General features: G+C 44.8%; 12 protein-coding genes and 2 tRNA genes. 5 read left to right on the top strand and 9 right to left on the bottom strand.

From position 1 onward, the window contains the following. Window positions 1-10: 10 nt before the first annotated feature. Window positions 11-2215 (bottom strand): ABC transporter permease subunit, encoded by a 2205-nt coding sequence (locus D8S93_RS06520; protein ID WP_152812541.1) that lies wholly within the window; start codon window positions 2213-2215, stop codon window positions 11-13. A gap of 207 nt (window positions 2216-2422) precedes the next feature. Here D8S93_RS06520 and ppk1 point away from each other — a divergent pair, with 207 nt between their 5' ends. Together ppk1 and ppx are read left to right on the top strand one after the other, a co-directional pair. After that, entirely contained in the window at window positions 2423-4513 is a 2091-nt protein-coding gene (ppk1, locus tag D8S93_RS06515) for a polyphosphate kinase 1 (RefSeq protein ID WP_005391598.1), read from the top strand. Then, a complete protein-coding gene (gene ppx, locus D8S93_RS06510; protein WP_047010200.1) occupies window positions 4497-6002 on the top strand; it encodes an exopolyphosphatase in 1506 nt (501 codons plus the stop codon). The genes ppk1 and ppx overlap by 17 nt, the downstream gene beginning before the upstream one ends. Window positions 6003-6036: 34 nt before the next feature. Here the strand turns inward: ppx and D8S93_RS06505 are convergent, their stop codons facing one another. From D8S93_RS06505 to phoB, 3 genes are read right to left on the bottom strand one after another with little or no spacing between them, the layout of a single operon-like run. Continuing rightward, window positions 6037-6996, bottom strand: coding sequence for a PstS family phosphate ABC transporter substrate-binding protein (locus D8S93_RS06505; protein ID WP_152812539.1), 960 nt, complete (start codon window positions 6994-6996; stop codon window positions 6037-6039). Continuing rightward, window positions 6996-8294, bottom strand: coding sequence for a phosphate regulon sensor histidine kinase PhoR (gene phoR, locus D8S93_RS06500; RefSeq protein WP_005383667.1), 1299 nt, complete (start codon window positions 8292-8294; stop codon window positions 6996-6998). Before phoR ends, D8S93_RS06505 begins: the two co-directional genes overlap by 1 nt. 40 nt (window positions 8295-8334) lie before the next feature. Beyond that, window positions 8335-9024, bottom strand: a complete 690-nt coding sequence (gene phoB, locus D8S93_RS06495) for a phosphate regulon transcriptional regulator PhoB (RefSeq protein ID WP_005381752.1) — start codon at window positions 9022-9024, stop codon at window positions 8335-8337. 224 nt (window positions 9025-9248) lie between these two features. On the opposite strand from phoB, the gene rdgC reads away from it, so the two are divergent. The 3 genes from rdgC to D8S93_RS06475 all read left to right on the top strand — a co-directional run bounded on the left by rdgC (window position 9249) and on the right by D8S93_RS06475 (window position 11986). Then, a complete protein-coding gene (gene rdgC / locus D8S93_RS06485; RefSeq protein ID WP_005391604.1) occupies window positions 9249-10163 on the top strand; it encodes a recombination-associated protein RdgC in 915 nt (304 codons plus the stop codon). Window positions 10164-10328: 165 nt separating this feature from the next. Continuing rightward, entirely contained in the window at window positions 10329-11729 is a 1401-nt protein-coding gene (yegQ, locus tag D8S93_RS06480) for a tRNA 5-hydroxyuridine modification protein YegQ (protein ID WP_006741904.1), read from the top strand. Between the two features lie 2 nt (window positions 11730-11731). After that, window positions 11732-11986 (top strand): YfhL family 4Fe-4S dicluster ferredoxin, encoded by a 255-nt coding sequence (locus D8S93_RS06475; protein ID WP_031780214.1) that lies wholly within the window; start codon window positions 11732-11734, stop codon window positions 11984-11986. A 42-nt stretch (window positions 11987-12028) separates the two neighbouring features. On the opposite strand, the gene D8S93_RS06470 is transcribed toward D8S93_RS06475, so the two are convergent. The 5 genes from D8S93_RS06470 to D8S93_RS06450 all read right to left on the bottom strand — a co-directional run bounded on the left by D8S93_RS06470 (window position 12029) and on the right by D8S93_RS06450 (window position 14365). Beyond that, complete coding sequence (locus D8S93_RS06470) at window positions 12029-12337, bottom strand: hypothetical protein (protein ID WP_005391608.1); 309 nt, start codon at window positions 12335-12337, stop codon at window positions 12029-12031. A 322-nt stretch (window positions 12338-12659) separates the two neighbouring features. Then, the gene (mepA, locus tag D8S93_RS06465; protein ID WP_005391611.1) at window positions 12660-13496 is read right to left on the bottom strand and encodes a penicillin-insensitive murein endopeptidase; all 837 of its coding nucleotides are present in this window, start codon (window positions 13494-13496) and stop codon (window positions 12660-12662) included. 12 nt (window positions 13497-13508) lie between these two features. Then, the gene (locus D8S93_RS06460; RefSeq protein WP_005391613.1) at window positions 13509-13841 is read right to left on the bottom strand and encodes a DUF1904 domain-containing protein; all 333 of its coding nucleotides are present in this window, start codon (window positions 13839-13841) and stop codon (window positions 13509-13511) included. 335 nt (window positions 13842-14176) lie between these two features. Further along, window positions 14177-14253: transfer RNA gene (locus tag D8S93_RS06455), tRNA-Trp, on the bottom strand. A 35-nt stretch (window positions 14254-14288) separates the two neighbouring features. Further along, window positions 14289-14365 (bottom strand) — tRNA-Asp (locus tag D8S93_RS06450). Window positions 14366-14410 lie beyond the last annotated feature (45 nt).

Below are 14410 nucleotides of genomic sequence, written 5' to 3'. Positions count from 1 at the left end.
CAAACCATTATTACAACGCACGGTACTTGTCTCTCAGTCTCTGACGAACCCACTCCGCAAGCGCGTTTACTGCAAACGTAAACACAAACAAAATCAATGCAGCTAGGAACAGCAGGCGATAATGCGAACTTCCAACTTCCGACTCTGGCAACTCAACGGCGATGGTCGCCGACAGGCTGCGCAATCCTTCCAAAATATTCCAATCCATTAATGGCGTATTGCCCGTTGCCATTAACACAATCATGGTTTCACCAACAGCGCGTCCCAGGCCCATCATAATGGCAGAAAAAATACCTGGGCTTGCGGTAAGCAAGACAACATAGATTAAAGTTTGCCAAGGCGTGGCCCCTAATGCCAAAGAGCCATCCGATAAATGCTTCGGTACAGAGAAAATGGCATCTTCGGCGATGGTAAAAATCGTCGGGATAACAGCAAACCCCATCGCTAACCCCACCACCAATGCATTGCGTTGATCGTAGCCAATACCATGCTCGGTTAAGAATAAGCGCATATCGCCACCAAAGAACGTCTGCTCAATCGTAGGCGAAATCCACACGCCAAGCCCAATCAGTACCAATATGACAGGCATGAGCACTAAAGCATGCCAACCATTAGGCAGACGATTCCGCAAAGGTTGCGGTATTAATGCCCATAGCCCGCCCATAATCATGGTGCTCAAGGGCAAAACAAACAGCATGATGACGATCGTAATCAGGTGATCTTCGACAATAGGCGCGAACCACAATCCCGCTAGAAAACCTATGATCACCGTCGGCAGTGCTTCCATTAGCTCAATCGACGGTTTTACGACACGACGCATACGTGGCGACATAAAGTAAGCCGTATAAATAGCACCTAGCACTGCGAGCGGTACTGAAAACAGCATCGCAAACATCGCCGCTTTTATCGTCCCGAACGCAATAGGTACTAGGCTGAACTTAGCCTCAAAGTTATCGCTCGCCGAAGTCGATTGCCACACAAATTCAGGCTCAGGATACCCTTCGTACCACACTTCTTGCCATAATGAAGACAATGAAATTTCCGGATAGGCATTGTCCACTTCCGCAACATTTAACGCATTATTTTGCCAAGTGATTAAGTAGCGTTCATTGTTAGACATTGCTGCGATTGCGGGCGCTTGATTGTACGCACGCTTAAACAACACCAGTTTTTCACTGGTTGTATAATGGCTTTGCAACGTGCCGTTGGTGTAAAAGCTATAAAATCCTTTGCGATGAGAATACGGCAACAAATACTTAAGCTCTGATGCCAATTTAAAATCACGAATATGCGTTAACGTGCGTCTCTCTTCTTGCAGCGTGTCAAACCATTGCGACACCCGACCATCGTTGTGTGTCACCAAAAGCGAGTAAGCACCAGCCAGTAGGTCCATTGTACGAACGGAGTGCTTCTTATCACCTTGAGTGAGGTCGACCACCTCTCGCACAGCAAATTTACGTGCGGTTTTCTTTAACACGATCAACTCAGAGCCATCGCGCAAATAAAGCGTTTCACCATCAGGTGTCAATAACATTTGCTGAGGTGCATCAAAGCCTGAAGAGAACGTAAAATCGATCGTTGTCGGAGGCGTACCCAAAGACGAAGCCACTTGCCAACGAGCCTTCACTTCACCGCTTTGTGTCTGCCAAACAATTGTTGGTAACGGCGTTGAAGCTGCAAACACAAACTGAGTCACAGGATCTTGAGGCGTACTCAGCGTCAGATCCATGCTGGTGTCTAGCTCAATCACTTCCGGAGGACGTGTATTTTCTCTCAACGTGGCATTAAATTCAGGCTTGAAAAGGTGCGCTTTACCCTGTCCATCAACAAACCCATACCAACCTAGTCCAGGAGCCGATTGAGAGAAAGCGACGGGTTCCTGGACGATTTGCTGTTTATACACCGCAGGTTTCGTAGGATCGTCCATCGACAAATATTGAATCTCACCACTTTGGGTTAGAACGAACGCGAGCTGAGCGTAATCATCCACCGAAATCGCCAGTGGTGTTTCAATATGGGAGGCTCGAATGGCTTGGTTGGTTTTGATCTCCGCATCAGAAAAAAGCGGAATGATCACCATGGCGAGGTAGACAAAGATCAAAATAAGCGCCGCGAGTACGCCGACACCACCGGATGTCACTGCAAGTCGAACTAAACGATCTTTTATCAGTCGTTTCTTATCTTTTTCCTGCAATGAAAACTCGGCTTGTGCCATTTAAATCTCTACCTTTTTTGACTTAGTACTAGAATATGTCGTTAAGATGACAATTATATTACAGATCACATTAAACACCTGAAAAGAATACAACTCTTATGCAATGCGTGGTATGAAATAAATCTGTAATGAAAATCTCATAATGTTCTCACTCATCCATTTTTCCAAGATGAGTACGTATTACTTCACTTTTGGCTAGGTAAGGTTATGAGCGCAGAAAAACTATATATAGAAAAAGAACTTAGTTGGTTGTCTTTCAACGAACGAGTATTACAAGAAGCTGCCGATAAAACCGTCCCTTTGATCGAACGTATTCGCTTTCTTGGGATCTTTTCCAACAATTTAGATGAATTTTACAAAGTACGCTTTGCGGACGTGAAGCGCAGAATCCTAATCAGCCAAGAGCGCGGTGGCAGTGATAGCCCTAAACGACTGTTAACCAAAATGCAGTCGAAAGCACTCAAGCTTAACGAACAATTTGATGAGCTTTACAGCGAATTGATTCGAGAAATGGCGCGACGTCGCATTTTCTTGGTCAACGAGCAACAACTGGATGAATCGCAACAAAAGTGGATCGCGAAATACTTCCGTAGAGAGGTCATGCCGCATATCACTCCTCTGCTAATGAAAGATGAGATCGATGTTCTGCAATTTCTCAAAGACGAGTACGCTTACATCGCCGTAGAGCTACGTAAAGAAGAACATTACCAATACGCTCTGATCGAAATTCCGACCGATCACCTTCCCCGCTTTGTGATGGTACCAGAACAGAAAGGAAAGCGTCGAAAAACCATCATCTTACTTGATAATATTATCCGCCATTGTTTGGACGAGCTGTTCAAAGGCTTTTTTGATTATGATGAGCTTAGCGGCTATGCGATGAAAATGACGCGTGACGCCGAATACGATTTACGCAATGAAATCGAGTACAGCTTGCTTGAACAAATGTCAGAGGGTGTCAATCAGCGACTGACAGCAAAGCCCGTTCGCTTCGTCTACGAACGTGATATGCCGCCCCAAATGCTAGAGTTTCTTTGTAACAAGCTCAATATCTCTAATTACGATAACCTTATTCCCGGCGGCCGCTATCACAATTTTAAAGACTTCATTGCGTTTCCAAATGTTGGGCGAGAGTACCTTGAAAATAAACCGCTTCCGCCAATGAAATGCGCCGATTTCGAAGGTTACGCTAACAGCTTTGATGCGATTAAAGCGAAAGATATTCTACTCTATTACCCCTACCACACTTTTGACCACATTAGTGAGTTGGTACGCCAAGCCTCCTTCGATCCGAAAGTGCTTAGTATCAAGATTAACATTTACCGTGTCGCGAAAGATTCTCGCTTGATGAACTCGTTAATTGATGCCGTGCACAACGGCAAAAACGTCACCGTGGTCGTGGAGCTGCAGGCTCGCTTTGATGAAGAAGCCAATATCGAATGGTCAAAAGTGTTGACCGAAGCTGGTGTGCACGTCATCTTCGGAGCGCCTGGCCTTAAGATTCACTCAAAGCTACTGATGATCAGTCGCCGTGAAGGTGAAGAAATTATTCGCTACGCGCACATCGGCACAGGCAACTTCCATGAGAAGACGGCACGAATTTATACCGACTTCTCTCTCCTTACCGCAGATCAAGAAATCACTAACGAAGTTCGTAATGTCTTCGGTTATATTGAGAATCCATACCGCCCAGTGAAGTTCAACCACCTCATGGTATCTCCACGTAATTCTCGTACCCAAATCTACCGCCTGATCGATAATGAAATTGCGAATGCCAAGCTAGGAAAGAAAGCCGCCCTTACGATCAAGGTCAATAACCTAGTCGATAAAGGCATCGTCAATAAGCTATATGGAGCAAGTACGGCGGGAGTGAAGATAAATATGATCATTCGCGGCATGTGCTCATTAGTACCGGGCATTGAGGGGATCAGCGACAATATTCGCATCATCAGTATTGTTGACCGCTTTTTGGAACACCCACGCGTGGTGATTACCCATAACGATGGCGATCCGCAAGTCTATATCTCTTCTGCTGACTGGATGACAAGAAATATCGATCACCGCATTGAGGTGGCGGCGCCAGTCCGTGATCCACGTTTGAAACAGAGAATTATTGATATAACGAATATCCATTTTACCGATACAGTAAAGGCTCGTTTTATAGATAAGGAAATGAGCAACGCTTACGTACCACGAGGTAATCGCAAAAAAGTTCGTTCTCAAATCGCTATCTATGACTATCTTAAAAATATAGAAAAGCAAACTAGAAAACAAAATTCAGATGCCTCAAATACTTGAACAAGATACTCGCTACATTGCCGCGATAGACCTCGGCTCAAACAGTTTCCACATGGTAGTGGCCAAGGTTGTAGGCAGTGACTTACAACTGGTTAGCCGTCATAAACAGCGTGTTCGCTTAGCATCAGGACTCGACAGTGAATTGAACTTAAGTCATTCCGCGATGGAACGTGCGTTAGAGTGCTTAGCCATGTTCGCAGAGAGACTGCAAGGGCTTGATGAGTCGAATGTGCGTATCGCCGCGACACACACACTAAGACGCGCTAAAAATGCTCATCTATTCATTGAGCGTGCGAAAGAAGTGATGCCCTTCCCAATAGAAATCATCCCAGGGGAAGAAGAAGCCCGCTTGATTTACTTAGGTGTCGCTCACACTCAAGTAGAGTCAAACTCCAAGTTGGTCGTTGATATTGGCGGCGGCAGTACCGAAATGATCATTGGACAAGAGTTTGAACCTGAGCTTCTCAACAGTAAACAGATGGGATGCGTCAGCTTTACAGAGCAATATTTTAAAAACGGCAAACTGTCTGGGAAAAACTTTAATAAAGCGATGTTAGCCGCCGAGCAAAAACTCGAGTCCATCGCTTCAGCATACCGTAAAAAAGGCTGGGATATCGCTCTCGGCTCATCAGGAACCATCAAAGCGATTCAAGAAGTGCTAGTAGGATTAGGTTTTGAAGATGGCCTGATCACCGCGAAGAGACTGGACACGCTTATTGAAACTCTGTGTAATTTTGATTCAATTGAAGAGATTGAACTGACAGGTTTAACAGAAGAACGTAAGCCCGTATTCGCGGCAGGCGTGGCGATTTTGTCCGCAATTTTCAAAGCACTTCGCATTGAGCAGATGTTTTTCTCCGATGGTGCTCTGCGCGAAGGTCTGTTGTACGAAATGGAAGAGCGTTTTGCGCGCTCCGATATACGTATGCGCACAACTGAAAATTTAGCCAACAAACACCGGGTTGACTTAGAGCATGCTGCTCGTGTTAAAGGCCATGCACGTGAGATGTTATGTCAGGTGCGCTCTGAGCTAGGCATTAAGAAAAAGAGTGAGTTATTTGACTTACTAGAATGGGCAGCATTGCTTCATGAAGTCGGATTAAGTATCAACTTACGTAGCTTCCATCGCCACTCTTTCTATATTCTGTTGCATTCCACTCTACAAGGCTTCAACCGTGAACAGCAATTAGTGCTCGCAACATTAGCCCGCTTCCAACGCAAAGCACTTAAACTGCAAGAACTGCCAGATTTCAACCTCTACAAACAAAGTGACGTGATAAGCCTCATCAAAATATTACGACTTTCTATCGTATTAAATGGACAGCGTAACGAAGATCCATTGCCTGACATCACTTTATCCATCAAAAATGATGAATGGATTCTTACGTGCACAGATAAAGCATGGCTAGAAAACAACAAATTGCTTCATGCTGATTTGCAGGAAGAACAAGAACGTTGGGACAGCGCGAAGTGGACACTCACTTTCTGATCTCGTGCTGTTCATACCTAAACAAAAAGTCGGCTTACAGGCCGACTTTTTTTAACTCTTCTTCTGCAAAGTCTGCTGTAATGGGCACATAACCATCTTTCTCAACCAACGCTTGCCCCTGAGCGGAGAAAATAAAGCGAATAAACTCGGCTTCTATTGGTGTTAATGGGTAATCCGGGTGCTTATTCACATATACATATAAGTAACGTGATAGTGGGTACTTACCACTAACAATATGTTCTCGCGTTGGCGTCACATAGTCATTCCCCGTTTTTGCCACCGGAACTAAGCGTACGCCTGCTACTCGATAACCAACACCAGAATAGCCAACTCCACTGATAGTAGAGGCAACAGCTTGCACAACTGACGCTGAGCCTGGCTGCTCGTTAACTCGTGTTTTAAAATCGCCGCCACATAAGGCATTGCTTTTGAAGTAACCATAAGTTCCAGAAACAGAGTTACGACCAAACAACTGGACGTTGCGCTTTGCCCACTGTGATTCAAGACCGAGTTGCTGCCAGCTCGTGATAAATTGACTTTCACCGCAGCGCAGAGTTGCAGAAAACAAAGCATCTAACTGACTAAAGTTGAGCCCTTGAATTGGATTGTCTTGATGGACAAAAATACCGATTGCATCGATGGCTACCCTAAGCGCCGTTGGCTTATAGCCATGTTCACGTTCAAACGCTTCAACCTCTCTTAAACGCATAGGACGGCTCATGGGACCAAACTGAGCCGTTTGTTCGGTCAATGCTGGGGGGGCAGTGGAAGAGCCAGACGCTTGGACTTGCGCATTAATATTCGGGTAAATGGATTTAAACTCTTCCACCCAAAGTGTTGTCATGCCTGCAAGTGTATCGGATCCAACAGAAAGCAAGTTCCCGACAATCCCAGTCGTTTTATGATAATTCGGCAATGGTTTATCTTGAGCGACAGCCATACCGGAACAAGCGAGAGCCAGTAGACTGAACACTTTTGCGACTCTTAATGCCATTATTTCACCACCAAACGTTCAGGCAATACAAAAGAAAACTTACTGCCCACGCCCACTTCACTGTGAATTTCCAAATGAGAATCATGGTGGCTCAGCGCATGTTTCACAATAGCCAACCCTAACCCACTCCCTCCGGTATCGCGTGATCTTGCTTTATCGACGCGATAAAAACGCTCAGTAAGTCGATGGAGGTGCTGAGGTTCTATACCATCACCACTGTCCTCCACCTCTAAGCATGCGCCTTGAGATGTCTGGAACCAACGAACATTAATGTTCGCGCCAGGCGGTGTGTATTTGACAGCATTATAAACGAGGTTAGAGATAGCACTACGTAACTGGTCATCATCGCCCAGTACGCGTAGGCTAGCATCAACATCAAATTTCAATTTATGTTGGTTGTCCCCGCTAAGGCTAACCGCCTCTTTTTCTAGTACTTCGAGCATCGCAGGTACATTCACGACTTCTTCAAGCTCATGCATAGGTGCCGCTTCAATTTTAGATAGCGTCAGTAGTTGGTTCACCAAACTGTTCATGCGGTTGAGCTGCTCCGTCATGACGCCATGCGCTTTGCTCCACATTGGGCCCACAACCATGTCAGGATCTTCTGTCATCTCCAAGTAACCTTGCAGCACCGTCATTGGTGTACGAAGTTCATGAGAAACGTTAGCAAAGAAGTTGCGGCGCATTCCCTCAAGTTGTTTTAACTGGCTAACATCACGCACCACCATCAAATGTTCACCTTCGGTATACGGTACGATACGTAGTTCTAGCATGCGTTCGACATTGAGTGGTGAGCGCATTTCCAATGGCTCAGAGAAGTCTTTCTTGTTGAGGTACTTGATAAAATCAGGCGTACGAATGAGGTTGGAGATAGGTTGACCAGAGTCTTCCGGCCAATGGAAACCCAATAAGTGTTGAGCCAGTTTGTTACACCAAACGATATTGCCTTCAGCACGGAACACCACGACGGCATCGGGTAACGATTCCGCACCATTTCTGAATCGGCGAATGAGATTAGTAAGCTCTTTGCGTTTACGGCGTTGGCGCTGCTGTAAGCGATACAAGCCATTGAACAAAGATTCCCAGTTACCGCTACCAGACGGTGGCGTAAGGCGCTTTTCATCCCATAACCAAGAAGATAAACGTACTTGGTTATGCAAATGCCACACAAGCTGCAATGCCGTAGCTGCCAAAAGCAACCACGGCATATAACCGAATATCCAACCTACTATCACCCATGGGGTGTAAAAAAAAGCCAGCTCCCAGGCCAGCTTTTTCCACGTTAATCTTTCAACCACTCATAACTCCAGAAATGGTACCGATAAGCTGCGTGTTAATTTATGCCTTTGTCGAGAAGCGGTATCCAGCACCACGAACAGTTTGGATCAGCTTATCATGACCTGCGGCTTCCAATGCTTTACGCAGGCGGCGAATATGAACATCGACCGTACGATCTTCAACATACACGTTAGTACCCCAAACATTGTTTAATAGCTGCTCACGGCTGTACACACGCTCTTGATGAGTCATGAAAAAATGCAGCATTTTAAACTCTGTTGGGCCCATATCTAATGGTGCATCATTAGCCGTGACACGGTGTGATACAGGATCAAGCTTCAATCCCTGCACATCAATTACGTCTTCCAGTGCGGTCGGGGTTACGCGACGAATCACCGCTTTTAAGCGGGCAACCAACTCTTTAGGAGAGAATGGCTTAGTAATGTAGTCATCCGCACCGACTTCTAAACCGCGCACTTTATCTTCTTCTTCACCACGAGCGGTAAGCATCACAACTGGAATGTTGCGCGTTAATTCCTCTCGCTTCATATGCTTGATGAAGTTAATGCCGCTGCCGCCTGGTAACATCCAATCCAGTAAAACTAAATCAGGGAAGGGTTCAGCCAGTTTGGTTACTGCAGTATCGTAATCTTCCGCTTCTACCGCTTGGTAACCTTTCTGCTCAAGTACGAAGCACAGCATTTCGCGAATAGGAGCTTCGTCTTCAACAACCAGAATCCTTCTAGACATAATTGAGTAACCTTATGTTCGTTGAGCTAATGAATTTAAGAGACAAAGCGCCCCTCTATGCATAAGCATTATCACTACCAATTATGACACTTTTGTGACCTTTGAAAACAAATTTTCATATAACTTTCTTTTGAGGTTCATTCGGATATTTTTCATTTCTATTAAGACATCAGCACAAAAATTCCCTATGATTAGTCCCTTGTCATCAAGCCTAGAGAAGATTTATGTGGTTTAAAAACTGTCTGGTATACCGCGTTAACCGCGAGGTTACTTTCAACGCCGAACAACTAGAAACTCAACTGTCTGAATTCCGATTCACCCCATGTGGCAGTCAAGATAAACAGAAATTTGGCTGGGTCAGTGCAATGGGTAGACATGGCGACATGATGACTCACGTGTCAGAAAACCGCATTCTGATTTGCGCCAAGAAAGAAGAGAAAATGCTACCTGCCTCAGTGATCAAAGAGTCATTGAATGCAAAAGTAGAAGCAATGGAAGCGCAAGAAGGTCGTCCTCTGAAGAAGAAAGAGAAAGACAACCTGAAAGATGACATCGTAATGGATTTACTGCCTCGCGCATTTAGCCGCAGCAGCCACACTCACGTGCTCATCATGCCAAAAGAAGGGTTCATCCTTGTTGACGCAAGCAGCTACAAAAAAGCGGAAGACGTATTAGCACTACTTCGTAAAACCATGGGTAGTTTACCTGTTGTTCCTGCCATTCCAGAAGTAGCGATTGAAACAACGCTAACCGAGTGGGTGAAAACGGGCGACACACCTCAAGGTATCACCATGATGGACGAAGCTGAGCTAAAATCCGTGCTTGAAGAAGGTGGCGTGATTCGTTGTAAGAAGCAAGAGCTGACCACAGATGAAATCCGCAACCACATCGCAGCAGATAAAGTCGTAACGAAGCTTGCACTTAATTGGCAAGATCGTATTGAATTCATCATGACAGAAGATGCGGGTATTAAGCGTCTAAAATTCTCTGATGAATTGAAAGATCAAAATGACGATATTCCACGTGAAGATCAAGCAGCTCGATTTGATGCAGACTTCTCTCTGATGTGTGGGGAGTTCAGTGCTTTCCTACCCAACCTATACGATGCGCTAGGCGGCTTACCAAATCCCAACGCTTAATACTGTATAAAGGTTAACCATAACGCCCTCACTTTTTTTGAGGGCGTTTTTCTATCTGAAGCACAATTATCCTAGTCACAGTTCACATTTTGACGTAAAATTTGCGCCCCATTTCCATTAGGTGGAATTGGCCTGACTTGTGATCAGATAAAAGAGAATTGAGCAATGACAACTGAGAAAGCATTCGTACCTGAGCTACTGTCTCCTGCGGGAAGCCTGAAAAACATGCGTTACGCATTCGCCTACGGCGCAGATGCAGTTTACGCTGGCCAACCTCGCTACAGCCTCCGCGTACGTAACAATGAGTTTAACCACGAAAACCTAAAAATCGGTATCGATGAAGCGCATGCTCTAGGCAAAAAGCTTTATGTGGTATGTAACATTCAACCACACAACTCGAAGCTAAAAACCTTCATCCGTGATCTTAAACCAATCGTAGAAATGGGTCCTGACGCATTGATCATGTCAGATCCAGGCCTAATCATGATGGTTCGTGAAGCTTTCCCAGAAATGCCAATTCACCTTTCTGTACAAGCAAACGCTGTAAACTGGGCGACTGTTAAGTTCTGGGCAGCGAATGGCGTGGAACGAGTGATCGTTTCTCGCGAACTATCTTTAGAAGAAATCGAAGAAATTCGTGAGCATTGTCCTGAAACTGAACTTGAAGTATTCGTTCACGGTGCATTATGCATGGCTTATTCTGGTCGTTGCCTACTTTCTGGTTACATAAACAAACGTGATCCTAACCAAGGCACTTGCACCAACGCGTGCCGTTGGGAATACAAAGTGGAAGAAGGCAAAGAAAACGACGCTGGTGATATTGTAGAGAAGTTTGACCCATCTGAAGCACAGCCTGTCGAAGTACAAGACGAACGCCCTGAAACCACAATTGGTCGTGGTAAACCAACGGATGAAGTCGTTCTACTTTCTGAAGCGCACCGTCCAGAAGAAAAAATGGCAGCGTACGAAGATGAACATGGTACTTACATCATGAACTCTAAAGACCTACGTGCGGTACAGCATGTTGAGCGCTTAACTAAGATGGGTGTGCACTCGCTGAAAATCGAAGGTCGTACTAAATCATTCTATTACTGTGCTCGTACTGCACAGGTTTACCGCAAAGCAATTGATGACGCTGTAGCAGGCCGACCATTTGATGAAAGCCTAATGGGTACACTAGAGAGCCTAGCTCACCGTGGCTATACCGAAGGCTTCCTACGTCGACATACTCACGACACCTACCAGAATTACGATTACGGCTACTCAGTCTCTGATGCTCAACAGTTTGTCGGTGAGTTCACTGGTAAACGTCGTGGCGATATGGCTGAAGTAGAAGTGAAAAACAAATTCCTTGTCGGTGATAGTCTTGAGTTAATGACGCCAAAAGGTAATGTTGTTTTCACGCTAGAAGCGATGGAAAACCGTAAGTCAGAGTCTATTGAGGATGCCAAAGGGAATGGTCACTTCGTCTTCATTCCAGTACCAGCAGATCTAGATTTAGAATACGGTCTATTGATGCGTAACTTAAACTCAGGGCAGGACACCCGTAACCCGACTGGTAAGTAATCATGGCCTTGCTCATTACTGACAAATGCATCAACTGCGACATGTGCGATCCCGAATGCCCCAATGGGGCAATCAGCATGGGAGAAAGCATTTTCGAGATTGACCCAGCTCTATGTACAGAGTGTAAGGGACATTACGAAAAGCCGACCTGTCAGTCAGTGTGCCCGATTACAAAATGCATTATCACAGACCCGGATCATGTAGAAACAGAAGAGCAGTTACTGGAGAAGTTCGTGATTATTCAAGGGTTAGCATAAGAACAAGTAGGTTCAACTTTGGAGACAAAGTTGAACCTTTTTTTAACCCGACTTTTCAATAGGATAGATATTACAAAACAACTCTTTTTCAAAATGAGACTCTAACCTATCTCGCCAATTTTCAGCTTGGGAAACCGGCACAAGATAAAAGTTTTCTCGGCTCGTATCCGTAACGAAAGCCATTCCATATTGCATCAGCTCGTAATGCACATCATTAACAAACCCGGGATCAAGACGCTGACGTCCTGTCAGGTGATTTACATCAACCCGAGTCAATAAGACCCCTTTCGTTTCACTGCTAAATCTGTGTCTTAACCACTCTGCAAATTCTTTTGCACAAATCATAGTCATGGTTTTATCCTTGATTTACTCTTCTAGCAGGAGAAGTATCCATTCCCGCCTCACACACTTGTCTGCCTTGTTATTGCTTCGCTAGCCAACTGACAGACATATTGCTAAGAAACCAAAGTATCGTGACGAAAGATCTTTCTAAACAGAGAAGTTACGACTTATCTATACTACAACTCTTTGTTTAATTTAGATTTCTATATTATGTCACCAAAACTAATTAGGTTAGTTTTTGTATTGGTATTATTCACTGTAGACAAAAGTATGATGTTTCTCCAGTTTCATAAAAGAGATACGTAAGGGAATATAAACCTGTAGAGCCACTCTAGTTAGTAGAGATAAGTGATTGGCATTGCGGTGGAATCGCTTTTTTTCGCTTGGGCTTAGCAATAACTTTCGCAGACGGCGGCTTATCGATAGGCTTAACTTTCGGTCCCCAACTAGCGAGCTCTACCCCACAACCATCACCAGCGGGAGGCAGAGCTTGTTCAACACAGTAGCCACTCGACTCAGGACAAGATAACCTGACGTGGAAGTGGTAATGATGCCCCCACCAAGGGCGAACTTTACGTAACCAAGAACGTTCTTTGCCTTCTTCTTGCGAGCAAAGCTGCTCCTTAATGACAGGATGTACAAAAATTCGTGCAACATCCTCACTCTGTGCAGCATATCGAATCAGCCTAAAGTGCCTATCTTCCCAGCGATGGTTAAGTATGGAATAACCTTTTAAGTCCACCACACTCATTGGCTTAGGGAGTTGTAATTCGTTATAAGAAAGCGGTTGGTCAGCGAGTCTTAACCAGATATCAATATCTAACCCAGTTTGGTGACTAGAATGGCCAGAAGAAAACCTTCCTCCTCTTGGTAAAGACAGGTCACCTATAAGCAGCGTTGTGTCGAGATTTTGATGAGCTTTAAGCGCTAGGTTTTCAATAAACTCTATCGTTTTAGGGTGCCCATAGTAACGTTTCGTTTTACTGCGTAAAACTTGATAACCAACGCCATCAAGAGGCAAAGGTAATGCACCATCCAAACAACCGTTAGCATAGCTACCAATAGAGGAAGAAGAGTTTTGGGTAGGGTTAGCAACAGACTCCCAAGGAGTAGAGTATACAGAAGCTGAGAAACATAAACCCAAAGATACAATGAAACCCAGCTTCATAGCTTTTAGCCTTTAGTAGTGTTCGCCATTATCGTAATAAGCTTTAGGGGATAAAGCTGAAAAGATAACTGCAACATCAATATCCGCACCAGCAATACCACGAACTTGCTGTGTAATAAGCTTAGCAACTTTATCTTGTACTTCCTGACCACGATCAAACCAAAGCACTTCGACAAAAGGATATGCAGCACTCACCTCGCCCTCATTGAAAAACGTAGTGTAGATATACTCAAAAGTAAAATCCTCACGCGGACAGTCCATCAGAGGCTGAAGTTCATCCGTCAGAGGCTTTGATAGTGCCTGAACAGCTTGCGGCTCTACAGCACGGAATCGAAAATGTGGCATAAACTTACTTCCTAATTATTAGCATTAACTCATGATAATAACAGGAACCAAGTCAGTAATCATCCAAGCCAATGTAACCACTAACCTTTTCTATACACGTCATATAGATCAAGTAGTAAATCAACTAGCTCACTAACGAAGAATAATGGGAGTATGAACAGAGGTAAGAAGGGGTAAAATGATACACCGAAGCTTAGTGACGCAATCTATTGCAAGGGAAATAGAATGGCTTAAGTCACCGATGTAATATGTTCTTAAGATCAATATGTATCAGATATCGACAACTATTCGTTAGAAACGAAAAAGGCTCCGACCTAAGTCAGAGCCTTGATATATGGCAGGGGTGGAGAGATTCGAACTCCCAACACGCGGATTTGGAATCCGCTGCTCTGCCAATTGGAGCTACACCCCTGCAGTTCGTGTTTAATGAGACGACTCTCAAATAAGTGGCGGAGTGGACGGGACTCGAACCCGCGACCCCCGGCGTGACAGGCCGGTATTCTAACCAACTGAACTACCACTCCGCAGTGGTATCACTCGCTTGTAATCAGCAAGTGTCCAAAATTTAA

Source organism: Vibrio sp. VGrn 2 (genome assembly GCF_009361695.1).
Lineage (GTDB): Bacteria > Pseudomonadota > Gammaproteobacteria > Enterobacterales > Vibrionaceae > Vibrio > Vibrio diabolicus.
This window is presented reverse-complemented; position numbering and strand designations above follow the sequence as displayed.

Excerpts from the sequence above, each read along its gene's own strand:
- D8S93_RS06470 (WP_005391608.1), bottom strand. The coding sequence starts at position 12,337 with ATGACTATGATTTGTGCAAAAGAATTTGCAGAGTGGTTAAGACACAGA.
- D8S93_RS06505 (WP_152812539.1), bottom strand. The coding sequence starts at position 6,996 with ATGGCATTAAGAGTCGCAAAAGTGTTCAGTCTACTGGCTCTCGCTTGT.
- yegQ (WP_006741904.1), top strand. The coding sequence starts at position 10,329 with ATGACAACTGAGAAAGCATTCGTACCTGAGCTACTGTCTCCTGCGGGA.
- D8S93_RS06475 (WP_031780214.1), top strand. The coding sequence starts at position 11,732 with ATGGCCTTGCTCATTACTGACAAATGCATCAACTGCGACATGTGCGAT.
- ppk1 (WP_005391598.1), top strand. The coding sequence starts at position 2,423 with ATGAGCGCAGAAAAACTATATATAGAAAAAGAACTTAGTTGGTTGTCT.
- phoB (WP_005381752.1), bottom strand. The coding sequence starts at position 9,024 with ATGTCTAGAAGGATTCTGGTTGTTGAAGACGAAGCTCCTATTCGCGAA.
- rdgC (WP_005391604.1), top strand. The coding sequence starts at position 9,249 with ATGTGGTTTAAAAACTGTCTGGTATACCGCGTTAACCGCGAGGTTACT.
- D8S93_RS06460 (WP_005391613.1), bottom strand. The coding sequence starts at position 13,841 with ATGCCACATTTTCGATTCCGTGCTGTAGAGCCGCAAGCTGTTCAGGCA.
- D8S93_RS06520 (WP_152812541.1), bottom strand. The coding sequence starts at position 2,215 with ATGGCACAAGCCGAGTTTTCATTGCAGGAAAAAGATAAGAAACGACTG.
- mepA (WP_005391611.1), bottom strand. The coding sequence starts at position 13,496 with ATGAAGCTGGGTTTCATTGTATCTTTGGGTTTATGTTTCTCAGCTTCT.
- ppx (WP_047010200.1), top strand. The coding sequence starts at position 4,497 with ATGCCTCAAATACTTGAACAAGATACTCGCTACATTGCCGCGATAGAC.